This window comes from Nostoc sp. (assembly GCF_036916985.1).
Taxonomy (GTDB): domain Bacteria; phylum Cyanobacteriota; class Cyanobacteriia; order Cyanobacteriales; family Nostocaceae; genus Nostoc.
Genome location: NZ_JBALFD010000076.1, coordinates 1 through 25,350, shown reverse-complemented (window position 1 = coordinate 25,350; position 25,350 = coordinate 1). Strand labels below are relative to the sequence as shown.

Below are 25,350 nucleotides of genomic sequence, written 5' to 3'. Positions count from 1 at the left end.
GTTTAGCCCGTGCTGAGTAGGGAGTTTAGAGTGAGGAGTTAAAAATTCAAAACTCAGGACTCGGCACTCAGCACTCAGCACTCCTTAGTCCTCTTCACCTCCTACTTTATCCCCGCGTTCCAATTCCCAAAGAATTTGATTTCCTTCACGGCGTACCCGTGACACTATCCAGTTTCGCCAGCGCCATTGATCTCCACGACTGGTGACGGCGCTGGCATGGACATCCATCAAGTCTGCTAACTCAGAACTGGTGATTAAGTAGCCTTTTTCAGAAATTTCGTCAGCTATACGCAGAGTTTCGACCAAGCTGCGGAGTTGCGAAACCCTCATTTCTGGCGGTTTTTCATCGGTTACGGCCGCAGTTGGCCCAGTTGATGGTTCCATAACGGTTATTTCTGGTGCAGAAGTACTGATTTCTTGCGGACTTTGGTTAATTATTCTAGAGTTTTTTTCATAATCAGCTACTTTTGCTACATTTAGTTCATTTGTGGAAGGTAAAGTTTTATAAAAATCTGTGGAAGATAATTGTTGTAGGGAAGGGGTTTTGCCACTTGCATAAGTGCGAGCGATCGCATCACAACGTTCGTTACCTATGTTACCAGAATGTCCCCGGACGTGTTGCCATTTTACCTGTTGGGTATTGAGTTCATCTAAGATTTCTAAAAGGTCTTGGTTTTGGACGGGTTTACCATCTGCTTTTTTCCAGCCTTTCTTTTTCCAGCCTTTCACCCACTTGGTAACGCAGTTAATCAGGTATTCGCTATCGGTATGAAGGGTGATAGGTTCTGCTTGTTTAGACGTTTGTAGAAATTGCAGAGCGGCGATCGCAGCCTGCATCTCCATTTTATTATTAGTGGTATGAGGGGATGCATCACCTATTTCGTGGATTGAGCCATCGCTGAAGTAGACAACTACACCCCAACCGCCAGGGCCAGGATTACCGGTGCAAGCACCATCGGTGTATATGCTTTGAATTGTGGGTTGGGTGGACATGCTTAAAGTATCGAAGCGCGAAGGCAAGAGTTATTAGCGGCAATTTTTTAACAATATCCAGGCTATTATACTGATAAATTTTTCCTTTAGTTCTAGAATCGCTTGCACAAATAGCAATCTCTAAGACTGGCATTCAATTGCCTTTTTTGTAGTGCCTTGTTACCTTCACTCAGAACGATAAGCAACACGGAGACTTTGGATTAAAATCACCAGAGATGCGATCGCCATTAACCCGCCCCAAAACCAGTAAGGTAAAAACAAATATCGCTGCATTTGCGCTGTATCAGAAATTCCAAGGGGACCAGCAGAACTACTAAATAGATAATCAAGTTGATGGTATGTGCTTACACAAGCTTGCACACCCAGAAATTGAATAGCAAAACCTTGCGCCCAACGAGGTGCTTTCAGGGCGATACCTAAGATTATTAAACCCAGCAAGGGAATTGCCACCAATCCGAACCAGGAACGCACCCAAATTAATGTCGAAAATAGCAGAAAACTCCCTAATATTTTTAAACAGAGGGTTGCTGCTGTAAAACTGCGGGAAGCCAGAATCAAGGCTGCACCGGCAATAGGCGGCCCCATTGGCCCGGCGGCGGCGATTATTGCCGGGACAATTGGCCCCAATAATGACCGGATGCCATAAGTTGCGACACCGGAACCATTGCTAAAAATCTCTAATTTTTGGAACTGTCCCCCTAATAGCAGTGCCATTAAGCCGTGACCCATTTCATGAAACCAAGTTGCCAGAATTGTAAATGGGTATAAGATATAATCCCCTCCTGGTACTTGCCACAATAAAGCAGTTGCGATCGCTGCGGCAACTAGCCAGTTAAGTCCCATACGTTCAACAACTGGTGGGGCTTCTTTGGTAAGTAAGGTTTCAAAATTTTTACTTGATTTACTCATAGGACACTTGATTTTAGATTTTAGATTTTAGATTTTAGATTATTCCCCCGATTAATTCGTGGGGCATTCAATTTTGGATTTTAGATTTTAGATTTTAGATTATTTCTTCAATCTAAAATCCAAAATTCAAAATCTCAAATTCGGAAGACTGATATCACAATTGAGCGAAAATCAGTTAAGCAAGTTGAAAGAGGAATGTCATCAAGTCTCCTTTACCTAAGCTGATGCGATCGCCTGGTCGCAAGCGATGACGGTTGCCTGGTAAAAGTGGCAAATTATTAATATAAGTGCCATTAGAACTTCCCACATCCTCTACATAGTGAGCATCTCCCTCGACGCGAATATCTGCATGAATCCGCGAGACAATTTCTGAATTAGTAAATCCTGAAACATCTATATCAGGGGGAATCCGGTCATTGGGTTTACCGATATGAACCACAGAGAGATTTTGCGGCAATTCAATTAAGCGATCGCTTTGAACGTGGATTAACCGCGCTGTAACCTGCTGCAATTGCGTTCTAGCAGCAGTTGTAGTTGTTGCTGGTGGCGGCGATACTTCGGCTTCAGAGATCGGTTCTGGTTCCAAAGGTGGTGGAGTAGGAATACTTTGTACAGAAACTACAGGTTGAATTGCGATGGTTGGCGCTGGTTCTGGCGGGCTAGTTGGTGTAACAGGTATCTGTGGCGCTGGTTCTGGGGGAACTGCTACCTCTGTTGGTGGTAAAGATGATTCGGAGGGACGGGAGTTAGTAGATTCGCCGATTCCCAAAGCATTTGGTTGTAAAAGTTCTAGCAGTGGATCGGGTGGTACTAACGGCGGTACTTCCACAGAAATATCTGGAGTCACTGTTGTAGCTACTGCGGTATGAACGTGTGGAACTCCTGCTGAGTGAAGGTTATAGCCACACTGACCGCAAAATGCAGCATCTGCCTGCACACTTGCCCCACAACTGGGACAATTAGTAGTCGCGGGTAACGGTGTATAACAAGCTTCACATTGGACAGCACCATCAGGGTTGGGATGATTGCAATTAGGGCAGACGATCATCGATATTTAGCCTTTGTTCAAGATCATCATAAATATAGGTAGGACTGGCAAGCAGAGGGCGGCCCTAACTTTAGATTCTAGCAATTACTGCTAATGGAACAATGAATTAGACACTCTTACGCAGGGGGAAGGGGGCAGAGGGGGAGGGGGCAGGGGAAGAAAAACTATTGATTATTGCCTGATTATTGCCCAGTTCCCAATACCCAGTCCCCAGTCCCCAATACCCAATTATTGTTGGATTTCCAAACCTGCTGCTGCATCCAGCAGCCACCAAAGTTCTCCTTGGGGCCGAATTAAGCGGGATGGGTAAGTGAAATCATCGGCCACAGGTGCAAAGATTTGCGCTAAAGCTGGTCGTTTATTAGCACCAGCAACCAGAAAAATTACGCTGCGAGCAGAGTTGATGAAGGGGTATGTGAAAGTGATCCTGGGGTTTCCGTCTTTGTTACCCACAGTAACTAGGCGATCGCGTACTTTGAGAGCTTCTGTGTGGGGAAACAAAGATGCGGTATGTGCATCATCACCTATTCCTAGTAATACTACATCCAATGCAGGAAACTCAACCCCAGAAGAATTGAAAAATTCTTTGAGATGTTGTTCATACTTCGCAGCAGATAGCTCTGGATTGGCTTCTAAAGTCGATACGGGGTGAATGTTAGCTGCTGGGATATCAACACGATCTAGCCATGCACGACGCGTCATCAGTTCATTGCTATCGGGGTGATCTGGTGGTACGTAGCGCTCATCCCCCCAGAATATATGAATTTTATCCCAAGGTAGTTTTTGAGTAGCGATCGCTTCGTATAACGGTTTAGGTGTACTGCCACCAGATAAGGCGATGGTAAACCGCCCACGCTGCTCAATGGCAATTTCTAACTTAGACAGAATTAATTCTAGCGCTCGTGCAACCAGCGCCGGCTGATCCGGTAGAACTTCAACGGTTTTGTTCATGGCTTCATCATCATATTGCTGGCTTCCAGCAATACCATACCGAACTTATTACAATCCCCCTTTTTAACTTTTGAAATATTTAACATAGTCGATATAAGTAGACTGGAAAAACGTAGACCCTCTTTATCACCTTCAACGGTAAATTGTCAGTAGTTAGTCCCACTAACTACTGATCAATGTCATGATTATTTTTATTTACATCCAGTTACTTGATACTTGGTTGATTAACGCCACAAAGGATACATTTATTAATTCTTATTAAAAATTAATAAACCTAATTAATTACAAACAAACTTTCCCAGTCTGCGATCGCTTCACGTTGGGCAATTAACAATTCTTGAATTCCTTTTTGAGCCACATCTAATAGTTGATCCAACTGAGTGCGGCTAAAGCTGCCTTCTTCGGCTGTTCCTTGGACTTCAATGATTCCCAGGTGTTGATTCATTACCACGTTAAAATCTACTGTTGCAGACACATCTTCTATGTAATTAAGATCCAAAAATGGCTCTCCCTCCAGTAATCCTACGGAAACTGCTGCAACTTGACCAGATAAAGGCGATCGCTCCAACACGCCCTCTTGCAACAATTTAGAAACTGCATGAGCCAACGCCACAAACGAGCCTGTAATAGCTGTTGTCCGAGTTCCGGCATCCGCTTGCAACACATCAGCATCAACAGTCAGCGTGCGTTCTCCCAGTGCCTCAAAATCCACTGCTGCGCGTAAGCTACGTCCAATTAGACGTTGAATTTCTTGCGTCCGTCCAGATAATTTCAATAATTCCCTTTCTTGCCGTTTTTGAGTAGCAGATGGTAGCATCCGGTACTCAGCAGTTAACCAGCCTTTACCAGTTCCTTCAAGAAACTTTGGAACTCCCTTATTAACGCTAACAGTACAAAGTACCTGAGTATCACCGCATCTTGCGAGAACAGAACCAGGGGCAAAGCGGGTGAAGTTGGGGTAAAAACTGATCGGACGTAGTTCGTAGGGAAAACGACCATCAGGACGCTGCCAAGCCATTGGAGTTGCCTCAAGTTTTACAGTACTGCCTTATAGATTACCTTAGTGTTATTGGGTATTGGGCATTGGGGACCGGGGACTGGGGACTGGGGATTGGGGACTGGGGACTGGGGATTGGGGACTGGGGATTGGGGACTGGGGATTGGGGACTGGGCAATAATAGTTTTTCTTCCCCTGCCTCCCCTGCCTCCTCTGCTCCCTGCTCCCTTGCTTCTTCCCAACTCCTAACTCCCTCAGCACTCAGCACTCAGCACTCTTCAAGGAACTGAAAGCAGAGTCAAAATATTTTGCTGCACCATTTCTGGTGACTGATCGCCGTTGATGGTCAATAAGCAGCGACGGCGATCGTAGTATTCTAAGATGGGAATGGTGCGATCGTAGAATAATTCTACACGGCGCTGCACGATTTCTGGTTGGTCATCTGGTAGCGATCGCCCCAAGGATCGACTAACCATTACCGCTTCTGGAACTTGGAGATAAATTGCCCAATCTAGCTTTTGCCCTAAATCATCCAATAAAAAATCTAATTCTTCAGCTTGGAAGGCAGTACGGGGATAACCTTCTAACACCCAATCGCAGTTAATATCTGGTTGTCTGAGACGTATTCTGATCAATTCAACGATCATTTCGTCGGGAACTAACTCACCTTTCTGTATGTAGGGCTGTGCGTGGTAGCCTAGTTCACTCAAACTAGCGTAAACCGAAAGAGAAGTCCGGGGATCGCCTTCCAACCATCGAAATTCCGGTAGGCGCTGATCCCCAGATATTGCTTCCCGCAAAATCTCACCTGTAGAAATCAGAGGAATATCAAAGTATCTGCAAAGCCTTTGTGCTTGAGTGCTTTTCCCCGATCCTGAACCTCCCAGAATCACCAATCTCACAACAATTTACTCCTCATCCTGTCAAATTCGCTACTAACTAAGTCTGTTTTGCCCAAATAAACGGCAAATCTAACATTTAGCGATTTTCAGATGTTCTACCCAACTTGTTTAAATAATTGGAACTGTACCTATTATGTTTTCATTTTTACAACTTATTTCGGAGATCAAGACAAAAAAATTTAAATTAAAATAACTCTTGACTTCAACACAAACGTAATGTTTGACTAAGAATGCAATTTGCCAAATCCATCACATCTGTGAAAAACAGATTGATTATACACGCAAATTGACAAAAAAAATTGTTAGTATAAACTCTTGATTTATTGTACTTTTTAATACCTAACACTATGGTTGCCCAGCTAGAAACTCAAAGTATCAATTCAACCCTTACCCTACCATATCCAGTTGAAGGGCTAGTACAAGTTTTCACTAGCCCCCATCGCAATTTTTTTACGAGCGTCATGGCTCAATCACTGAGAATAGCTGGACAAGGAACAACAGTATTAATAGTCCAGTTCCTCAAAGGAGGCATTCGTCAAGGACAGGATCGACCTGTACAACTAGGACAAAATTTAGATTGGATTCGCTGTGATTTGCCTCGTTGTATTGATACACCACATCTAGATGATACGGAAAACCAAGCTTTACAAAAACTGTGGCAGTATACACAACAAGTAGTATGTGAGAGCAAGTATTCTCTCGTAGTGTTAGATGAGTTAAGTTTAGCGATTAACTTTGGTTTAATTCCTGAAACGGAAGTTTTAGCATTTTTGGCAAAACGCCCTCCCCACGTCGATATCATTCTTACAGGGCCAGAGATGCCTAAGTCTCTCTTGGATGTAGCAGATCAAATTACAGAAATCCGCCGGAGTTATCGACCTTAAACAAAATACTCAATTCAGGATATCCTAGTAATTCGGTTTGAATTAGCTGTGAAGTTGTGATTAAAAACGATATCTGGATTACTGAAATGTCTCAACAGGGTCTAATTTCGCCCTTTGAGCCAAGTTTAATCCGAAAAGTGCAAAAAGATGAGTCTGTAGCGGTTCAACCTGTAATTAGCTATGGTTTATCTTCTTATGGCTACGATATACGCCTTTCTTCGGCTGAGTTCCGCATTTTCCGCCACATTCCCGGAACTGTAGTTGATCCCAAAAACTTTAATCCGCAGAATCTAGAGCCAACAGCACTGCATACAGATGCCAATGGTAGTTATTTTATTTTACCTGCCCATTCCTATGGTCTGGGGGTTGCTCTAGAAAAACTGGAGGTTCCTGAGAATATTACCGTGATTTGCATAGGTAAATCTACGTATGCGAGATGTGGAATAATTGCAAATTTAACACCTGCTGAAGCTGCATGGCGGGGTCATTTAACTTTAGAGTTTTCTAATTCTTCTAGTGCTGACTGTCGCATTTACGCTAATGAAGGCGTGGTGCAATTACTATTTTTAGAAGGCGAACCCTGCGCTATTAGTTATGAAACTCGTCAGGGAAAATATCAGGATCAGCTAGAAATAGTGACGTTGGCAAAAGTATAAATTGTGACTTTAGCTATGAAATTACAGCAGTAAGATGGATTGTTAAGCCTCGATCGCAGGGTTATAATCATCTGGATTATCAAAGCCTGCAATCCAGGCGGCTGCCTGATGACAACTTTGCGTATAAGGTGGAACGCGCAGGATATGAATATGTCCTGTAGAGGGACAAGTGACTTTCAAGACCATAAGCGGCTCGTCATCCTCAAAAGGAATGTAGACTAGCTGGCGTTCTCCACCAACATCTCGATCGCGATCGCGGATCAATCCTCCCACCTGCTGCAAAAATGTTTCGTATCCCAAACGTTCAATCAGTACGCGGCGCAACTCAACATTCTCTATATTGAGAATATCCTGCCCGGTGATTGACTGGGATTCAAAGGCAATGCGTAGGCGCAGCCCGCCGTAGGCATCGTTTACCTGCACGCCTCGCCAGCGTAAGACAAAACCATGCCCCGCAGATAGACTGGTGATTCCACTTCCCGCCAACTCGATCCAATAAGTAACATGCAGTCCTTTGGGAAGTGTAGTGAGGTTTACACAATCGCTGATATCAATACTTTCACAGGTTAGATTTTCAGGTAGATTGTAAAGATCCAACGCATTGCTTAAATCTAGATGACCCAAAACACGCATACCATCCCAGGCGCGATGCTCAAGGATAAGTTTTCGAGCAACTTCAGCTGATATAGGCTCGTGACTTTCCTTGGGGCGCTGCTTAATTGGTCTATTTGGCACGCGTCCATTTGACATCATCTTGAGCATTAGTCCATCACCTCTACATAAGTATCAGGGCGATATTCACGTTGTTTCCAGACGCGGTAAAGCCCTTGGGGTAATTCAATCGCCCGATGTTCTTCATGAACTAAAGTAGCACTTGCTTCTTTAACCTCAAGAAAAAGGTCACTACCATACGCCCACAACTGAACAGCATTGGATTGCTGAATGCGATGGCTATGTCCTGTGATTTCACCATGAGCGAGAGTAGCACCTATGCGCTTTTGAGCAGCGACAGGTAAGGTAACAATACGTTTGACCAGAACGTCGCCATGTCTGTAAAGAACACTACTTTGATTAGCTTGGGAGTTATTGCTGTTGTTAAACATTTTTCTATGATAACAATACCTTTCTCATGATATTAGGAGTAACCCTCAATACTGTTCAGTTAAGACAAGAGACGCGATGAATCGCCGTCTTTACAATAATTAGGGACTTCCAAATAAAAAAATATCCAATTAACTCTTTAATCAGTGGAGGATTCAGACTCATTACTGATTCAAGACTACTTTAGAGAACATTTGCCTTTGAGGGAAAATTTTTCGATTTACTGAAATGATGTAGAAATTGGAGTTCAGATGCAGTGAGGTCGCGCCATTGACCCAATTGTAGGTCATCTAATTTTAGGTGAGCTATGCTGACCCTGACCAGTCGCAAAGTCGGAAACCCAACAGCCGCAGTCATCCGCCGTACTTGGCGGTTTTTTCCCTCTGTCAAAGTCATTTCTAGCCAAGCTGTCGGTATATTTTTGCGAAATCTAATTGGCGGTGTGCGTTCAGTTAACTGTGGTTCTTCGGGTAAAAGCCTAACTTCTGCTGGTTGAGTGCGGTAATCTTGAATTTCCACACCTGTTTGCAACCTTTGGATAGCAGAAACATCTGGAATTCGCTCTACCTGTACCCAATAAGTACGTTTATGACCAAAACGCGGATGGGCGAGGCGATGTTGCAATTGTCCATCGTTTGTTAACAGTAGCAATCCTTCACTATCCCAGTCTAAACGTCCTACAGGATAGACATCAGGCACATCAATATAATCTTTGAGGGTGCTGTGGGTGGGAGTATCTTTTGTAAATTGGCTAAGAACGCCATAAGGTTTGTAAAAAATAATATATCGGTAATGATTAGTCATTGGGTATTGGGTATTGGGGACTGGGGACTGGATATTAAGGACTGGGCAATAATCAATAGTTTTTCTTTCCCTGCCTCCCCTACTCCCTTTCTCCACTCTCCATAACATGAGTGTTTGTTGGGCAAAATTCTCCAAGGATTTGGGCATCCTAATAAAAACGATATAGTGAAGGGTTGATTATGCCAAGTTCTAAAATGTCCCGGCGGTCTTTTTTGTTTTTAGGAGGTGCTGTCTTGGCACAAGGATTAACATTGGCACTCCCCGCAACCGCTCAAACTGTCCAAGTGAAGAGGGGTAAGGTAAATGGTTTCTCTTTTTATCAAACTATTATTGACCTTACTGACCCCAAAACTTTCATTACTATTGGTTTAGCGAATAATGCAACTTTGGCTAATACTAATCAAAAAACTAGTGGTGATGAAGAATTTAACAACCTAGTAGCTCGTCATCGCGCTGCTGTCGTTGCTAATGGCACTTTTTTTGCCAAGAATTCTCAGAAAACAGTGATGGGTAATATGGTAGCGGCAGGGAGATTCCTCAAATACAGCCAGTGGGAAAATTTTGGCACTACTTTGGGGTTACGAGTTGGCAATAAACCGGAAATGGTGACAGCACGGGTTGATGGTAAACCGCAATGGAATCAACATTGGTTGTCTATCACCTGCGGGCCTCGGCTATTGAGACAGGGACAAATTTGGCTGAAGCCGGATGTTGAGGGATTTAAAGATCCTCATGTTTTAGGTACTGGCGAACGAACTGCGATCGGGTTTCCTGCTGATGGTACAAAGCTATTTTTGATAAATTTTGATAGTGGTTTAACTTTACAGCAAGAAGCGCAAGTGATGAAAGCGATCGGCTGTCACGAAGCGATGAACTTAGATGGTGGTGCGTCAAAAGCCTTTGCTGCTAGTGGTAAAATTCTAGTCCCCGCTGGACGCCCACTAACTAATGTGATTGTTGTTTATGATAGCAAGAATCCTGCTCCTGCTGATTTACAACAGTCATGGGTAAGGTTTCAAAAAGGCGATCGCCCCATAATACCTGGTGCTTAAAAACGCGAACGTGGGCGGTCTTTTAACTCAGCACTCTTCATAGAGTCCCTTGTCATTAAGCTGTGATGATGTTGGATGCTTCGGCAATAGGCTCAACTTGTATTGGTGGTGCTTTCTCCTCAAAGGTAGCTAAATCAAACCAAAAGGTAGTACCAACGCCGACTTCACTCACTAGATGAACTTTACTATGATGTCTGTCAATGATATTTCTGACAATCGATAAACCTAAACCGGTGCCTTCTAGGGTGTGAACTCGGTTTTCGACGCGAAAGAAGCGTTCAAAAATTGAGTGTTGATCTTCTGTGGCGATGCCAATTCCAGTATCGGAAATTTCAATCCGCACTGGAGCAGATTGGGTGTGACTGGGCTTGAAATCTAGTTGGTAGGCACGGATTACTACTTTACCACTGGCTTTTGTGAATTTAAGGGCATTGCCAATCAGATTGCCAAACACTTGTACTAACAGATCGTAATTACCTAAAACTAGCGGCAAATTAGGGGCAACTTCCTGAAGCAGTTCAACACCTTTATCTTTTGCATTGAGTTGGTAAGTACGTAGGGTTTGCTCGATCGCTTGGGCTAAATCTACGCCGTCGAAGCTGTAGCTGCGACCAGATTCGAGTTTTGACAAATCCAAAACATCGTTAACTAGGCGGGTGAGGCGATCGGTTTCATGGTTCACGGTTTGCAAAAACTCTTGCCGTTCTTGTAAAGCTAAGTCTTCGCCGTAGTCATGCAGGGTTTCAATATAAGTTTTGATGTTAAATAGAGGCGTTCGCAGTTCGTGAGAAACGTTGCTGATAAATTGACTTTTTGCATCGTTTAGTTCGACCTCACGGGTTATATCTTGAATAGTAATGGCAATGCCTTTGATGCTTTCCCTTTGCAGGTTGAGTACTGTAGTCAAGAGAATGCGGATTGTTCGGGGGATGGGTTGGTTGATAAAAATTCGGAATTCGGCGCTTTCGCATTCGCCTGCTGCCATTTCGTACAAGGGACGGGTGATTTCCATTTGTACAGACGAGGGTAAGTGATGTAAGACATTGTTGCCTACCACATCAGCGGCTTCCCAGCCAAAAATCCGTTGTGCTGTGGGGTTGACTAAAATCACCTGCATGTTGTTATCAATCAACACAGCACCATCTGCGATTGTTGAAACTAGGGTTTCTAGCTTGGCTTTTTCTGCGGTCAGTTCCTCAATATTCTGTTCTTCATAGCGCTCTAATCGCTCTCCCATTTCATTAAAGCTTAAAATTAATTCCCCCAGTTCGCCCCCTAAAGGTAAATCAATGCGCTGCTTAAAATTCCCGGTGGCAATTTGCTTTACCCCTACCAGCAGTTCTTTAATGGGCTTAGTGATGGTTAAGGCGTTAATCACTCCTGCCAAAATCACCATTACCCAAATCGTGATAAAAACGGCAATGGTGACATCGCGGGTAAAATTGGTGGAGATCACAGCAGTCTGATTGGGATTGATACCGATCGCTAATACACCTAAGTATTTCTGATTGACAATCAGAGGAATAAATACATCGGTAACTATCCCATCTGGGGTCGTGTGTTGCCGCACCATTGGTTTTTCGTCATTACCAGGGTAATCTTCTGGCAGTTGTATCCGCCGTTTAATGGTGAGGGAATTTTCTACCTCGGCTTCCCAAAAAGGAATGCCAAAAAAGATTTCTCCAGTTTCATCAGCGTAAAGCATATAACGCACACTTGAGGTGCTGCTATAGAAACGTTGGGAAAATTGGGCAACCTCAGTGAGATTATTGTCAGCGACCAAGGGGGCAACGTTGGCAGCAAGCAGCAGTCCTAAATCACGACCGAAGCGGGTGTCATTCATCCGCGCATCCTGCTGAATTGTATTCACAGCCCAGAAAGTCAAACCACTCATCACCAAGGAAACTACCATTGTGGCCACAGCCAGCAGTTTAGTCTGGAGGGTGAACTCAGACCACCAACTAGCGATCGCATCTCGAATTGTTTTTAACAGACTTAGCATCTTAAATAAAGTTGTTAGTAATCTTTGTTATAAAGCCCAACAACTAAAAAATTAACAGTTAATTTGACAAATATGTTAGGAATTGGGCATTGGGCATGGGTAATAGCTATAAACTCCTAACTCCTAACTCCTAACTCCTAACTCTATGACCGATATCTCTCCGGTAATATATCCCCTCAAACTGAATATATTTGATACCTGCGTAGGCTTGGGCGATCGCTTGCTCAAAATTTTCTCCGATTCCAGTCACATTTAATACTCGACCCCCATCTGTGACTATTTCTTGTTGCTGGTTTAATTTTGTACCTGCATGAAATACAGTTGCTCCTGTTGCCTCTGCCTCGCCAATGCCAGCAATGACCCGTCCCTTCTCATATTCTCCAGGATAACCACCGGAAGCGGCAACGACTGTGGCAGATGCTCCCCCTTTCCAAGCAATAGGCGGCAATTCACTTAATCGCTGTTGTACACAGGCTAGAATCAACTCTTCTAGGGGTGTTTCTAGCAGTGGCAAAATTACCTGGGTTTCTGGATCGCCGAAGCGACAGTTAAATTCCAAAACTTTCAAGTCGCCATCGGGTGCAATCATTAATCCAGCATACAGCACGCCTCGGTAATCAATGCCTTTAGCTCGTAAGGTGGCGATCGCTCTTTCTAACACCTCTGTTTGAATGCGTGCCATCAACTCTGTTGTCGCGATGGGTGCTGGGCTGTATGCTCCCATCCCGCCAGTATTTTCTCCTGTATCGCCGTCACCAATCCGCTTATGGTCTTGTGCTGGCAGCAAGGGTCTAATTGTCAACCCATCTGTTAACGCTAAAACTGACACCTCTTGCCCAATCAAACATTCTTCAATGACGACAAATTCACCAGCACTACCAAATTGTCCCTGAAAAATCGCATCAATTGCACTTTCTGCCTCTGCAACGGTTTCAGCCACCGTTACACCCTTACCAGCAGCCAAACCATCAGCTTTTACAACAATTGGCGCTCCCTGTGATTTAACGTAAGATTTGGCTGCCGCAGCCTCCGTGAATACCGCAGCCCGTGCCGTCGGAATCCCTGCTTCTTGCATCAGGGCTTTTGCCCAAGCTTTACTCGCTTCAATTTGCGCTCCTGCTCTCACTGGACCAAATACCATCAATCCTTTGTCTTGGAGGTAATCTGTGATTCCCTTAGAAAGGGGGACTTCTGGCCCAACGATTACCAGAGTTATGCCATTTAAGAGAGCATATTGGCTTATGCCCTCGAAATCATCTACTGTTAGAGGCAAGTTCTGGCAACGTTCCATACTTGCTGTACCCCCATTCCCTGGTACGCAGATAACTTGCTCAATTTGCTTAGATTGCAACAGTTTCCATGCCAGAGCATGTTCGCGCCCCCCATTACCAACAACTAAAACTTTCACAGATTTCCTCGTGCGTTCCTTGCGAAACGAGAATGCCTTGGCGGCTCTCGCGGATCAATTTTTTCATCAATTCTCCCACTTGTGCAAGCCCCTCATGAATAAAAAGGCTGAGGAGCAAGATGGAATTAAAAGGGACTGGGGATTAGGGATTGGGTGCCAAACCACAACTGATGCTGGGGGCTTTTATCCACTACCAAATTTTAAAAAACTTTTTCCCAGTCCCCAGTACCGGAGCAACTGCTTTTCCTCACCAAATTTTATGTATGGTGAGGTGGGGAACTCCGATGCTCGATGACTCACTCTAAGTGTTCGCGCAGCGTCTCGGATACTGTTGGCGAATTCCCAAAAAAACTAAAGTAACGTGAGTTAGATGAACCTCTCCCTCTCCGAAATGGAAAGAAAGGAGCAACGAAAAATTAAGCTTTTTGCTCCCCTCTCCGACACGGAGAGGGGCTGGGGGAGAGGTCAAATAAGACTTGTCGAACTCACGTTAACTTGGAATTAGCGCTCCAAAAAGATGAAATAAATTTATCTGGATTAAATTTTTGAGTTTGCCCATGAATAACTGAAGGAAAACCAGATGCTAGAAGGTCTGTATCTTGAGGGGATACAAAATCCCCTGAAATCCCTACAGGTTAAAGAATGTGGCAATTTATGGTAAAACAAAAAGAGCTTTTATTCGCAATAAGTTTTATTTAATGACAAAGTTACCTGACTTTTACGAAAAACATTTGAAACGGGAACTTGGACTTGCCGAGTATTTAATACTAAAAATTCTGATTAATTTATTACAATCAATAAAAACTGTAAGCCTTCAAGCATTGGCGACTGGTTTACCCATACCTATACTATTTGAAAGTAGAAGAAAGAAAAATCTTTTCACACCTCTATTAAATGAAGTTGAGGAAATGCAAAGTATATTAGTTGCAAGCTTAAACAAACTTAAAGCTTGAATTTACTACTTATTCCTTTCTTTCTTCTGCCTTCTGACTTGAAAGTGCTGAGTGCTGAGTGCTGAGTAAAAATACTAGTTCCCAGTCCCCAGTCCCCAGTCATTCTTTCATTCAAGGCTGTGAAACTTGTTTGATCAGGACTGCCCTCTGCCCTCTGCCTTCCCCCAACCGAGATCACCAAAAGTTGCCAAGAAACCATAAGCTTGCCGCCCTTTATTGGAAGCATAACTTTGCCGCTACTGGAACCATAACTTTGCCGTCAACAACACTATAACCCTCATTCTAGCGTCAGCTAATTTTGGATGAAATTGACAGTTTGGAATCATAACTTTGCCGCCAGTCCAAATTGGAAGGATAAGCTTGCCGTGAGTCCAATCAAGCATAGAAAGCAGAAAAGCACCGAATTTTTTTAGAATGGAGCAGAAGCGGTTTATAGTTGTATGGGATAGAGACTTTGGGCTATCCATCTGTTCTGAGTAACTACTGGAGTATTAGAAGATCCTCCTAACCACTGAGAACATTAAGAAAATTGTGAACAATAGCCTAAACTGGATTGCCGGCCTAACCAAAGTAGTTGGCGATGACAATGAGGACAATTTTGCACAAGAAGATGTTGATGTATTAAACAAGCTCTGACATCTTTAAATTTTTCTCAAAATTTCCATCTATGACAGCTATATTAATTCAAAGTGAGGAATATGTAGACTTAACGTTTAAGCTAAGAGGCGCACCGATTCCTCTTGACAACGGTCATCTTACCTACGCTGCCTTATCCCGTATTTGTCCCCCACTACATGAACTAAACAATATTGGGATTCATCCGATTGCTGGAATACCGACCAGAAACAATTGGCTTGAACTCACTGCTCAATCTCGTCTAAAAATTCGGATTTTTCATCAACAAATTCCTTTAATTTATCCTTATTTAGCGGGTCAATCCTTTCATATAGGTCAAAATTTTTATCAACTAGATATTCCTGACTACAAACCGTTAGTTTCTTCAGAAAGTGTCTATTCCAGATTAGTGGTAATTAAAGGGTTTCAAGACTCTACTAACTTTATTGAAGCTGTGCAACGGCAAATAGATAATTTAGGAATACAAGGAAAAATTGAACTTCTCACTCGACAACATGGAACACCTCAACGAAGACAATTAACCATCAATAAAGAAGGGAAACAGTTTAAAGTTAGAGGATTTGGCGTAAAAATCAGTGAACTCAATCCTGAAGATTCCTTAACCTTGCAAGAACAGGGGATTGGCGGGAAACGAAAAATGATGTGTGGAATATTTGTCCCAGCGACTCGCAGCAAGGAAGAAGAGGAAACCTGATCATGGTTGCTACCCAACCCAAAATTTCCCTATCTCTCGATGCTGCGGATACGACAATAATGCATCGCGCCGGAATGACCGGACTTTACATGACGTTAAAGCGATTAGAAAAGCAATATCCCTCATCTCGTCAACGGGGAGGACATATATCATGGGTTCTGACTGCTGATACTATTGAATTATTTTGGGAAGGAAGTGATTTCGTTGCCCTATCTTGGCTAATTAATGAGTCTTTTAAATTAGATGATACAGGTTTAATTCATTTAGCAGGATTAGACAATGATGCAATAGATTTAAGGCAGAAAATTCATATTCATGAGGGAATATGTGCTGTTTTTCTGCGTCTTAATAAGTTTTATCAAGCGGGAGAGCTAGTTAACACTGAACTAGAGGTTGAAGAAAAAAAAGTCGAGTATCAATACAAATCCCTAACTTGGTACGCACATCAAACCTTTGCAGAGAAGTTATGCGAGGCAGATACCCAACAACTCAGACATGATTATATTCAAATAACCAGTTGGTTGTATTTAGGGGGAATTGTTCGCCATGCTCGGACGCAGAATACTACAAAACTAGAAGAGAAACCTGAATACGCCTTAGCATTATTATTTGTACCAGTAGTTTGTCATTATTGCTTACTTCATATACCATCAGAAGACTTAAAAGAAAGGAAACCCCATCGCTACTTGGTGGTGATTCCAGAAATAAAGGATTTTGAAGACGCTTCTCAAAGGAGATGGCGACTACAGCAATTAGGAACAAAACAGCTTCATGTTAGTACCCTTGGTGAAGCGGGATTACTTTATTACAGCTTAGACGATATTCAGCCTGAAGGCGACTACTATCAAGCTTGTCAAGTTTGGTTATATGAAAAAATAAATCGAGCTTCTCGTCAAAGAACATTGATGAGTATAGAGGAAATTGAAATTGATAAGAATACTTTAATCACTTATCAACAGGTTCAAAAATACTTTCAACCCAATTATCAGAAGGTTAGTGGTGGTAGTGGTAAACAAGTAGTGACTTTTGGGGTAGCTCTCCTTATACAAATTGGGTTACACAGACTTGGAACACTACTTTTATGGCACTACCATCAAAAGATTAAACCTAAGCAAATTTTTATTAAGGTGAATCCGATTCGCTCTCTGATTGCTGATAATTTAGTCAAAGGAATCCATTGGTGGTCTAATTTTTGGGAAAAATTGGTAATAGAGGATTCAAAAGAATATTTATTTAACCAGTTATTTTTCAATCGAAAAGGATTCATAACAATGGTAAATAATAGTGAAGAAGACAAGCAGTATCTTATTTTCATTAAGGTGTTTCAGCAATCCATGAAGGGCAATTTTGCTAAAGTGTCTGCCAAAGCAGAGGAAGAAAAAAGTTCTCTAATTAAAAAGAAAATTGAACGATTAAGGGCGGAGATCAACTATTGTTATGATGAATTGTCATTTAAAGAATATGTGTCCGACTTTTTAGTAAGAGGGGGATTGAATAAGCATTTTTATGAACATCAATAAGAAATTTTACTACTAATCAAAAAAACACCTTGGCAAGAGCTAAGAATTTGGTTATTGTTAGCGATCGCTAGTTATAAACCCAAAGATAAACCCACCAATAGAGATGATAATTCATTCCTAAACAATCAAAACCTAGAAGAAGTGAATGATGAGTCAGAAGAAGAATGACAATAATATCCCAAATTATTATCTTTACGGAACAGTCCTCACTCGTTATGGTTTAGCGTCCTTAAATCATGACATTGGACGAGGAAATAAGACTATTTTACAAAAAGGCTATTTGAATGGTAAAATTCATTCTTTTGTAGGTTCAAGTGCAATTCGTTGGGCGTTACGTTTTTATCTTCAAAAGCAAGGTTACTTAGTTAATCGAGTTTGGAATGAGGACGAACATATTAATCGATTAACAAGTGAAGATTTCGATCCAGAACAATTTTATGATGATGATATTTTTGGGTTTGCTTTATTAGAGTCTGCTGAAACAGAGGAGGAGACTCCAACAACAAAGAAAGAAAAAAAAGAAACAAACAAAAGTCAGTACTCCTAATCAGCGAATGGGTGCTTTAGGGATGAATATGGCTGTTTCGCTAACGCCTTATGATGGTGCAGTCAAGTTAGGGGCAAAAAGTGGCAGAGAAAAGGATAGCACATCTCTCCATTTTACAGAATATCATGCAACTAGATATCAATATTATTTTGGAATTGATGCCACTCATCTCAAAGATTGTTCCCGGATTTTACCTCTGATAGATGGGATTATGAATCTGCCCAAGGTAGGAGGGAGTAGTAATGTTTTTAATTATCCTTTCTGTCCCGATAGTTTGGTATTTCAATGGACAAATCATTTTGCTTCATATATTTCCTATTGCTTTGAATATTGCGATCCTAAGAGCAAGGAAGCAAAACTTACAAAAGAGTTTATAGATGAAGTTGAATGCGGACAGATTGACCCTAGTAAGTTATGGATTGGGGGAACAATTGTTAAGGAGTTACAGCAATTGGATAATTTTGATAATTCCCCTTTTAAGAAGGCGCATATTTATCGTAATCGCAATGAACTGATTGAAGCTTTGAAAACAGTCATTAAAAGAGATTTGGGCTTAGAAGAATCAAAATGATTGCACCATTAATTCTCTATTTGGATGTTCCATTTACGACTTTTCGGGAGTCTCATGCAAGGGAAATGGGAAAAACCTATCCTGCCCCTCCTCCAGCGACAGTGTATGGGATGTTGTTGTCTTTGGTAGGGGAAACGAATGTCTATCGCCACTGTGGGGTAGAATTGGCGATCGCGATGTTATCTAGCCCCAAAAAGTCGCGAATTTTGCGTCAAATGAGACGGTTTAAGAATGCTAATTTTAGCCATCGAGAGAATGTTATTCCCTGTTATCAAGAAATTTTGTCTAATCTGAAGTGCTTGATTTGGGTTCGTTCTGACGAGGAAAAGATACAACCAAGTTTAAGGGAGAGGATACAGTTAGCATTTGACCATCCTGAGCTAGTAAGACGGTTTGGTTGTTTATTTTTGGGAGAAAGTGACCAGTTGATTAAAACGATCAAACTTGTCTCGGAAGATTATCTAGAGGGAGTGAGACAGTGGGCGATTAGAGATAATCGAGGCAGGTTAACCTTACCCTATTGGATTGACCATGTGGGGTCAAAAAATACCCGATTTTTGAGGTATCGGATTGAGGAAATGCCAAGCTCACCACCTCCTGATTTGGCGTGGACGATGATTCAATCTCCAATTTGACAAGTATCTCTTATGGAAAAGGGAATTTAGGATCAAAGAATGGCGGGAAGGTTTACACGGTAAGAGATATGGTAATTGAGACAAGAAAAAAGGTGCTTGCCATTTTTGGGAAAGTTTATCGGCACTGGGTTTGAGGGGCTGAAAGTAAGGGAAACTTTGGTAAGTTGTATGCTTTTGGTTTCTCGATCTGGAAAGTACTTGTAAGATTGTAAATGAACCTTCCTCAGTTAAGGGTTTTCACCTTTGCTGTGATTCGTGGCTTTATGCCGTTAGGCGTTGCTCAATATCGCCTCGGCGCACCATTGACTCTAATCGGTGAGTGGATTCGTGGCTTTATGCCGTTAGGCGTTGCTCAAATATTGAGGTCAAATTACTGAGTGCGATCGCATAAGCCCTTCTGAGAAACTTTTCTCGAGGGCTTTAGTTGCAGTTCTGTTTAGTTTTGCAGACAAGAAATCACCTAATCGCCTATGGTCTTCCTGACTAAAATCGCTACCAGCAAGGGAGCCATCAAATAACCAGTGATAACCTCAATGGTTGTAAAAAATTTACCAGCAGTAGACAATGCATGAATTTCACTACCAAACGAGGTGAATGCCATAATCGAGAAGTAGAGACTATTCCAAAAACCAAGCTTACTCAAAGAACCAGCAGAAAGCCAATATATCAGACTAAACGAAACAACCACTACTAAACAGCAAAAAATAAACCTGCTGAATGAGCGCCCGTAATCGCAAGTTACATACAGAATTTTTGCCAGTATAGGATGCTTACTTTTTAGGCTTTCGATTCTTTGCTGATTGGTTGCATACTCTTGTAATAGGGCAGATAAATTAAAGTCTATACTTCTAAGGCTAACCCCAGTAAAACTAGTTTTATTACTAAACTCTACATGATCAATCAGCACATCCTTCATCTTGGCATAGTCAAAGCAAGCACCTTTGATATTGGTTTCAGATAGCCAGGAATCTGTTAGATCCGCATTTTTAAAATTACTGTTTTCTAGATTTGCGCCATAGAAATCAACCTTACTCAAATTTGCCCTAGTAGTCTGCCAAGCCAACTTTGCTAGGTTAAATTTGGATATAAACGCTCCATTTTTCGGCGAGCATCTTTGGTTTGAAAACCCCAATAGACACTAGCTTTTTGCTGATTACGTTGTTTCTCCCAAGCGGCAATCTCAGAAGTTAATGTTTCTGCATTAGGAATACGCCGTTCTAAACATTGGCGAGATAAAACAGATAATTCAATTTCTACTTGATTCAGCCAAGAAGCGTGTTTAGGAGTATAGTGAAACTCTAACTTTTGAATAATTCGACGTGCTTCTTCTGGTGGAAAAACTTCATATAATGCACTGGGTGTATGAATATTCAAGTTATCAACTACTAAACGAATAACATCGGCATCTCGGTAGGAAACATCTACTAAATTTTTCATTTGTTTAGCAAAATCGGCTTTAGTTCGACGTTCTGTAACTTCGATATGCCGCCATCCAGCCAAGGGTTGAAAACATGCGAATAAATTTACTGTCCCGTTACGTTTATACTCAAAATCATAACGTTCAGGTTGCTCTGGCTCTGGTGGCAAAGGAAGTCTTACTTCTTCTACTAATTGGTAGGGACGTACCCTTCGGGAAGCTTCGCAACATCAAAGCAGACTACAGGGCGTTTAGGATCATAAGGCTCATTGTATAAATCCAGTACATCTTCCATTCGGAAAACATATTCTGCATTAACTTCGGGAATGCACCACTGTTCTTTTAACCACGGTTTGATTTCATTTTTTTTAAAGTTTGACGTACTGTTTCGTCCGAAATTGAATCTATAACACCAACGTTCACTAAATGATCTGCTAATAATTGCATTGTCCAACGTACTCTTCCAACTGGTGGATTAGAACAAGCAGTGGCAATTAAAAATGCTTCTTGCTTTTCATCTAATTTTTTAGGTTTTGGTGGATGAACTTCATCCTTTAAAGCAAAATCTAACCCACCAATGACAAATTTTTCCCGTATCCGTTGTACTGTCGCAACATGCGCTCTAACTCTATCAGCGATAGCTGAGTCTGTTTCATCTTCAGCAGCCATCAAAAGAATGTTTGCACGGGTTATAGTTCTTGCCTTGTGCTTACCTTTCTTTATTATTGATTGTAGTTGAGCAACTTCATCTTCACTCAAGTCAACGATGTACTTCTTTACCATATTATTCCCTGTTTTTGGCTAGTTTACCAATCACGGGTATTACTTAGCAAACTTTGCTTGGCAGACTACTAGTCAAATCCTCCTTAATCAAGGGTATTCCTCGAATATCCGTGTGTTCGTAGTACTTGCCAACCATTCGATCTAACACGTCTCGCTTGAAACCATTTGTTTTCCAGCGTATAAGAATATTTTGCCCTGCTGGAGTAAACCATCTATCCCTGAGTTGTTGCTTGCTAAGATTTACCATAGTTAGCAAATCTTCTTGATTTCCTCCTGTATCTAAGTTCACTCCTGCATTTATAAAGAATTCTGGGGTAATTTCTTGAGTCTGATTATGAGATTGCATGGATAAACTGGACTACTGCGATCGTCTTATGTTCCAACGGTGCTAGGTTATCAAAACCCGTTACCAAATTTCATCCTTCTGAGAGCAAACTTAACGCAAGCGTAGTTTACCGCCGTAGGTCTTACCCTAAGCCGGTCGTTGGGCATCGCTCTTACCTTCCTGTGTTCGTTTGCGCTGTGGAAAATGTTTCACAGAAGCTGCCGATAAAGGCGATCGTGTGCTAAAATGCTCAAAAATCCCAGTTTTACTCACTCTCTGCTTCAATACCGTAATCTGCAAAAGGTATCAACTTTGAAGAATTAGTTGTTGTCGAACTGCGAAATTGGTCAAAGTTGAGTGGAGTAGAGGTGGAGCATATTGGTCGTGATGGGGATACTGGCGATATTCTCCTAAAGTTCACCAGTAAATCGTTAGCTGTAATTGAACTGTCAATAGTGATTGAAGCTAGAAAACGACCTTCAAAACCTTTTGGTCGCCAAGCAATCACTCAACATTTACAGTCAGCAATGGTGCGGCGTTCAGCAAATTCGGCAATTTTTTTAAGTTATTCGCGTGAGGGATTAGCGCAGGAAATCGGTGATTGGGCAGAGGGAGTTTCTGAGTCGGGTTATTGGATCGCTACAACCCATCCATTTTTAATCATTGCTATCCGCTTTTTGGTGATCCAGCAAAGGTTAAATAAATTGCGTACCTTTGAATCAGAACTGGATGTGACTGCTGTTGAACAACAGATTCAGCAAATCCGCACAGCTTTGGGAAGAATCAGAACTATAAAAAAATCCCTGACAGAAGTTGGTAAGGGTGTGGCTGTGATTAAAGCTGAAGCAGATGCACTGAGTACAGATATTCAATCAGCGCTGAAATCAATTGAACAAACACTGAGTTTCGTTCCAACTGAAAGCTAGCATATTGTGTGTTAATCTTACGTTGCTTAGATACCACTTCTTGGCGGTGCTAGCGATCGCCCAGTACGAGAGATAAATGACCAACGGACAAAACGGACAAAAGAAAAAATTAGAAACTCAGCTTTGGAATATTGCCGATTCGCTACGGGGCAAGATGAACGCTGATGAGTTTCGGGATTATTGCTTAGGGTTTATTTTCTATAAGTACCTATCCGAGCGTCAGTATCTTTACGCTAATGAGATTTTGGCTGAGGATAGGATTGATTTTCTAGAGCTTGATGAGTCGTCGGATGAGGGGCAGGAATATTTAGAGGCAATTAGAGAGGAATCTATTGCCGAGTTGGGTTATTTTTTGAAGCCATCTGAGTTGTTTAGTTCTCTGGCTAAACGGGCATTAGGCAATCAGGCGGATAAGGATGAGATCGGAATTTTGATCTGAGGCAAGAGGATACGCCGGAGCATCCGCAGCATGAGGATATGCGGTTTGAGGCAGTAGTGGCAAATCCGCCGTTTTCGGCGCAGTGGAGTGCGAATAAGTTATTTGAGTCAGATGATCGCTTTAGTCAGTATGGAAAGTTAGCCCCAGCTTCTAAGGCTGATTTTGCGTTTGTGCAGCACATGCTGCATCACCTGGATGAGAACGGCATTATGGCGGTGGTGTTGCCCCACGGGGTTTTGTTTCGAGGAGGTGCGGAGGGGCATATTCGCCAGTATCTAATCAAGGAGCGGAATTGGTTGGATGCGGTGATTGGGTTGCCTGCGAATATTTTTTATGGGACGAGTATCCCGACTTGTATTTTGGTGTTGAAAAAGTGCCGGGAATCTCCTGAAGATGTTTTGTTTATTGATGCCAGTGCCTATTTTGAGAAGGCGAAGAATCAGAACTATTTGCGGGATGAGGATGTTGACAAAATTATTGCCACCTATCGCCAAAGGGTAGAGGAGGACAAGTATAGCTATCGCGCACCGTTAGCGGAGATTGCCGAGAATGATTTTAATTTAAATATTCCCCGTTATGTGGATACGTTTGAGGAAGAGGAGGACATTGATCTGGCGGCTTTAGCGGCAGAGTTGAGGCAGTGCGATCGGGATATGGTTGAGACGGATCGGCTGATTCGTGGGTTTTGTGAAGAGTTGGGGATTGATGCGCCGTTATGAGTAAAAAGATAAAGAAAAAAGTTCCTAAGCTTAGATTTTCTGAGTTTTCAGAAGACCTAGAATTTAAATATCTTGGGGAAATATTGGACTTTAAAAATGGAATCAATGCGGATAAATCCCAATATGGTCAAGGAATCAAGTTCATCAATGTTTTAGATATTATCAATCAAGATCCAATTTATTATGATTCTATAATTGGCTGTGTTGATATTAACGATCAAGAATTTCAAAAAAACAATGTTCAGTATGGTGATGTTTTATTTCAAAGAAGTTCTGAAATAAGAGAGGAAGCAGGACAATCTAATATTTATTTGGATAAGAATCGAGATGCTACATTTGGCGGATTTGTAATTAGAGGAAGACCCAAAACTAAATTTAATCCAATATATTTTAATTATTTGCTAAAAACTAGCTTTGTAAGGAAAGAAATTACTGATCGTAGTGGTGGAAGCACAAGATTTAATGTTGGGCAAGATTCTCTGAGCCAGATTCCTATTTTAATCTGTAATTCTTTAGCCGAACAAGAAAAGATTGCTAGTTTTTTTGGGGCTGTCGATCGCCGTCTAACCCAACTCCGCCGCAAGCAGGAACTCTTGCAGACCTACAAACGCGGTGTAATGCAAAAAATCTTCTCCCAACAAATCCGCTTCAAACAAGACGACGGTACCTTCTTCCCCGACTGGCAAAAGAAAAAGTTAGGAGAATTAGGTACTTTTCTCGGAGGAGGCACCCCTAGCACATCTCAAAAAAATTATTGGACTGGTGGAAAAATTCCTTGGATTTCAAGCTCTGATCTTGAAGAAGATTCAATATATAAAATTTCTATCACAAGATTTATTAATGAAACAGCTATTAAAGAATCTGCAACCAAAAGAGTTCCACCCAATAGCATCTTAATTATTTCAAGAGTGGGAGTTGGGAAAATAGCTGTATCTAAGCAAGAAGTTTGCACAAGCCAAGATTTTTCTAATTTCACTCCCAATCAAGGAAATGTATATTTTCTCGCTTATTTATTGATTTCTCAAAAAAATAAATTACTTTCCATAAGTCAAGGGACATCAATAAAAGGATTTACAAATTATGATTTGAGCCTTTTAAAGATTGATTTTCCATGTATTGAAGAACAAGAAAAAATCGTTATTTTTTTTAACAGCAATTGATCAAAAAATCGAAGCAGTATCTTTACAAATCCAGAAAACAGAACAATTTAAAAAAGGGCTGCTACAAAAAATGTTTGTATAGTAGAGTGTTATGGAGAGTTTAGAAGTTTTAGTGAAGAGACATCTCAAAGAATTCCCCGACTTTCAATACTATGGTGCATTTGCCGAATTTATTAGCGGAATTGAAAGCTATCACCAGGATTTACACACAGGTGTGAGTTTAGCGCAAATTTCTCACAAACAATAAAAAATCAATTCACATCGCTTGATATAAGACATTTTTTGATACATCATCAATTGAAATTTATGATGGAAAAC

Annotated in this window: 28 protein-coding genes and 3 pseudogenes; 16 read left to right on the top strand and 15 right to left on the bottom strand. The window is 41.7% G+C overall.

The window, feature by feature from the left end:
* Positions 1 to 84: 84 nt before the first annotated feature.
* From rnhA to V7L07_RS24605, 6 genes are all read right to left on the bottom strand, one after another.
* Positions 85 to 993, bottom strand: a complete 909-nt coding sequence (rnhA, locus tag V7L07_RS24630; RefSeq protein ID WP_335061451.1) for a ribonuclease HI — start codon at positions 991 to 993, stop codon at positions 85 to 87.
* Positions 994 to 1,158: 165 nt separating this feature from the next.
* Positions 1,159 to 1,902, bottom strand: a complete 744-nt coding sequence (locus tag V7L07_RS24625) for a M50 family metallopeptidase (protein WP_335061450.1) — start codon at positions 1,900 to 1,902, stop codon at positions 1,159 to 1,161.
* A gap of 175 nt (positions 1,903 to 2,077) precedes the next feature.
* Positions 2,078 to 2,950 carry an FHA domain-containing protein gene (locus V7L07_RS24620; RefSeq protein WP_335061449.1) on the bottom strand — a complete coding sequence of 291 codons (873 nt, stop codon included), beginning with the start codon at positions 2,948 to 2,950 and terminating at the stop codon, positions 2,078 to 2,080.
* Positions 2,951 to 3,178: 228 nt separating this feature from the next.
* Positions 3,179 to 3,901: a 6-phosphogluconolactonase gene (gene pgl / locus V7L07_RS24615; RefSeq protein ID WP_335061448.1), complete on the bottom strand. Its 723-nt coding sequence runs from the start codon at positions 3,899 to 3,901 to the stop codon at positions 3,179 to 3,181.
* Positions 3,902 to 4,175: 274 nt separating this feature from the next.
* Positions 4,176 to 4,919 carry a ribonuclease PH gene (gene rph, locus V7L07_RS24610; protein ID WP_335061447.1) on the bottom strand — a complete coding sequence of 248 codons (744 nt, stop codon included), beginning with the start codon at positions 4,917 to 4,919 and terminating at the stop codon, positions 4,176 to 4,178.
* 257 nt (positions 4,920 to 5,176) lie between these two features.
* On the bottom strand, positions 5,177 to 5,800 hold the full coding sequence (locus V7L07_RS24605; protein ID WP_334697816.1) for an adenylate kinase family protein: 624 nt from the start codon (positions 5,798 to 5,800) through the stop codon (positions 5,177 to 5,179).
* Positions 5,801 to 6,147: 347 nt separating this feature from the next.
* On the opposite strand from V7L07_RS24605, the gene V7L07_RS24600 reads away from it, so the two are divergent.
* Together V7L07_RS24600 and dcd are read left to right on the top strand one after the other, a co-directional pair.
* Positions 6,148 to 6,684 (top strand): P-loop NTPase family protein, encoded by a 537-nt coding sequence (locus V7L07_RS24600; RefSeq protein WP_335061446.1) that lies wholly within the window; start codon positions 6,148 to 6,150, stop codon positions 6,682 to 6,684.
* 86 nt (positions 6,685 to 6,770) lie between these two features.
* On the top strand, positions 6,771 to 7,340 hold the full coding sequence (gene dcd, locus V7L07_RS24595; RefSeq protein ID WP_334697832.1) for a dCTP deaminase: 570 nt from the start codon (positions 6,771 to 6,773) through the stop codon (positions 7,338 to 7,340).
* A 42-nt stretch (positions 7,341 to 7,382) separates the two neighbouring features.
* Here dcd and V7L07_RS24590 read toward each other — a convergent pair whose 3' ends face one another.
* From V7L07_RS24590 to V7L07_RS24580, 3 genes are all read right to left on the bottom strand, one after another.
* A complete protein-coding gene (locus V7L07_RS24590; RefSeq protein WP_335061445.1) occupies positions 7,383 to 8,102 on the bottom strand; it encodes a DUF6745 domain-containing protein in 720 nt (239 codons plus the stop codon).
* Entirely contained in the window at positions 8,102 to 8,443 is a 342-nt protein-coding gene (locus V7L07_RS24585) for a hypothetical protein (protein ID WP_335061444.1), read from the bottom strand. The genes V7L07_RS24590 and V7L07_RS24585 overlap by 1 nt, the downstream gene beginning before the upstream one ends.
* Before the next feature lie 181 nt (positions 8,444 to 8,624).
* Complete coding sequence (locus tag V7L07_RS24580) at positions 8,625 to 9,245, bottom strand: rRNA large subunit pseudouridine synthase E (RefSeq protein ID WP_335061443.1); 621 nt, start codon at positions 9,243 to 9,245, stop codon at positions 8,625 to 8,627.
* 179 nt (positions 9,246 to 9,424) lie between these two features.
* Between V7L07_RS24580 and V7L07_RS24575 the strand changes: the two genes are divergently transcribed.
* Complete coding sequence (locus tag V7L07_RS24575; protein ID WP_335061442.1) at positions 9,425 to 10,297, top strand: phosphodiester glycosidase family protein; 873 nt, start codon at positions 9,425 to 9,427, stop codon at positions 10,295 to 10,297.
* Between the two features lie 55 nt (positions 10,298 to 10,352).
* On the opposite strand, the gene nblS is transcribed toward V7L07_RS24575, so the two are convergent.
* Both nblS and purD read right to left on the bottom strand, forming a co-directional pair.
* Positions 10,353 to 12,299, bottom strand: a complete 1,947-nt coding sequence (gene nblS, locus V7L07_RS24570) for a two-component system sensor histidine kinase NblS (RefSeq protein ID WP_335061441.1) — start codon at positions 12,297 to 12,299, stop codon at positions 10,353 to 10,355.
* A 130-nt stretch (positions 12,300 to 12,429) separates the two neighbouring features.
* A complete protein-coding gene (purD, locus tag V7L07_RS24565) occupies positions 12,430 to 13,707 on the bottom strand; it encodes a phosphoribosylamine--glycine ligase (protein ID WP_335061440.1) in 1,278 nt (425 codons plus the stop codon).
* A gap of 698 nt (positions 13,708 to 14,405) precedes the next feature.
* Between purD and V7L07_RS24560 the strand changes: the two are divergent.
* From V7L07_RS24560 to V7L07_RS24525, 8 genes and pseudogenes are all read left to right on the top strand, one after another.
* Positions 14,406 to 14,579, top strand: a pseudogene (locus V7L07_RS24560) (IS4 family transposase); the annotation flags it as partial.
* Positions 14,574 to 14,660: pseudogene (locus V7L07_RS24555) on the top strand (four helix bundle protein); the annotation flags it as partial. The pseudogenes V7L07_RS24560 and V7L07_RS24555, both read left to right, overlap by 6 nt.
* 667 nt (positions 14,661 to 15,327) lie before the next feature.
* Entirely contained in the window at positions 15,328 to 15,990 is a 663-nt protein-coding gene (gene cas6 / locus V7L07_RS24550) for a type I-MYXAN CRISPR-associated protein Cas6/Cmx6 (RefSeq protein ID WP_335061439.1), read from the top strand.
* 2 nt (positions 15,991 to 15,992) lie between these two features.
* The gene (gene cas8a1, locus V7L07_RS24545) at positions 15,993 to 17,510 is read left to right on the top strand and encodes a type I-MYXAN CRISPR-associated Cas8a1/Cmx1 (protein WP_335061438.1); all 1,518 of its coding nucleotides are present in this window, start codon (positions 15,993 to 15,995) and stop codon (positions 17,508 to 17,510) included.
* Positions 17,511 to 17,655: 145 nt separating this feature from the next.
* Entirely contained in the window at positions 17,656 to 18,057 is a 402-nt protein-coding gene (locus tag V7L07_RS24540; RefSeq protein WP_335061437.1) for a hypothetical protein, read from the top strand.
* Positions 18,058 to 18,085: 28 nt separating this feature from the next.
* Positions 18,086 to 18,628 carry a hypothetical protein gene (locus V7L07_RS24535; protein WP_335061436.1) on the top strand — a complete coding sequence of 181 codons (543 nt, stop codon included), beginning with the start codon at positions 18,086 to 18,088 and terminating at the stop codon, positions 18,626 to 18,628.
* Complete coding sequence (gene cas5 / locus V7L07_RS24530) at positions 18,625 to 19,263, top strand: type I-MYXAN CRISPR-associated protein Cas5/Cmx5/DevS (protein ID WP_335061435.1); 639 nt, start codon at positions 18,625 to 18,627, stop codon at positions 19,261 to 19,263. The genes V7L07_RS24535 and cas5 overlap by 4 nt, the downstream gene beginning before the upstream one ends.
* A gap of 212 nt (positions 19,264 to 19,475) precedes the next feature.
* The gene (locus V7L07_RS24525) at positions 19,476 to 19,640 is read left to right on the top strand and encodes a hypothetical protein (protein ID WP_335061434.1); all 165 of its coding nucleotides are present in this window, start codon (positions 19,476 to 19,478) and stop codon (positions 19,638 to 19,640) included.
* Between the two features lie 83 nt (positions 19,641 to 19,723).
* On the opposite strand, the gene V7L07_RS24520 is transcribed toward V7L07_RS24525, so the two are convergent.
* From V7L07_RS24520 to V7L07_RS24505, 4 genes and pseudogenes are all read right to left on the bottom strand, one after another.
* Entirely contained in the window at positions 19,724 to 20,299 is a 576-nt protein-coding gene (locus V7L07_RS24520; RefSeq protein WP_335061433.1) for a pentapeptide repeat-containing protein, read from the bottom strand.
* 32 nt (positions 20,300 to 20,331) lie between these two features.
* Positions 20,332 to 21,463 (bottom strand): annotated as a pseudogene (locus tag V7L07_RS24515) (IS630 family transposase).
* Between the two features lie 43 nt (positions 21,464 to 21,506).
* A complete protein-coding gene (locus V7L07_RS24510; protein ID WP_335061432.1) occupies positions 21,507 to 21,809 on the bottom strand; it encodes a hypothetical protein in 303 nt (100 codons plus the stop codon).
* Between the two features lie 126 nt (positions 21,810 to 21,935).
* The gene (locus V7L07_RS24505; protein ID WP_335061431.1) at positions 21,936 to 22,061 is read right to left on the bottom strand and encodes a hypothetical protein; all 126 of its coding nucleotides are present in this window, start codon (positions 22,059 to 22,061) and stop codon (positions 21,936 to 21,938) included.
* An 80-nt stretch (positions 22,062 to 22,141) separates the two neighbouring features.
* On the opposite strand from V7L07_RS24505, the gene V7L07_RS24500 reads away from it, so the two are divergent.
* The 5 genes from V7L07_RS24500 (at position 22,142) to V7L07_RS24480 (ending at position 25,279) form a co-directional block, all read left to right on the top strand.
* Positions 22,142 to 22,714 carry a hypothetical protein gene (locus V7L07_RS24500; protein WP_335061430.1) on the top strand — a complete coding sequence of 191 codons (573 nt, stop codon included), beginning with the start codon at positions 22,142 to 22,144 and terminating at the stop codon, positions 22,712 to 22,714.
* A gap of 76 nt (positions 22,715 to 22,790) precedes the next feature.
* On the top strand, positions 22,791 to 23,153 hold the full coding sequence (locus V7L07_RS24495; RefSeq protein ID WP_335061429.1) for a type I restriction-modification system subunit M N-terminal domain-containing protein: 363 nt from the start codon (positions 22,791 to 22,793) through the stop codon (positions 23,151 to 23,153).
* Between the two features lie 38 nt (positions 23,154 to 23,191).
* A complete protein-coding gene (locus tag V7L07_RS24490) occupies positions 23,192 to 23,872 on the top strand; it encodes an N-6 DNA methylase (protein ID WP_335061428.1) in 681 nt (226 codons plus the stop codon).
* On the top strand, positions 23,869 to 25,032 hold the full coding sequence (locus tag V7L07_RS24485; protein WP_335061427.1) for a restriction endonuclease subunit S: 1,164 nt from the start codon (positions 23,869 to 23,871) through the stop codon (positions 25,030 to 25,032). Before V7L07_RS24490 ends, V7L07_RS24485 begins: the two co-directional genes overlap by 4 nt.
* Positions 25,033 to 25,123: 91 nt before the next feature.
* Positions 25,124 to 25,279, top strand: a complete 156-nt coding sequence (locus V7L07_RS24480; RefSeq protein WP_335061426.1) for a hypothetical protein — start codon at positions 25,124 to 25,126, stop codon at positions 25,277 to 25,279.
* Positions 25,280 to 25,350 lie beyond the last annotated feature (71 nt).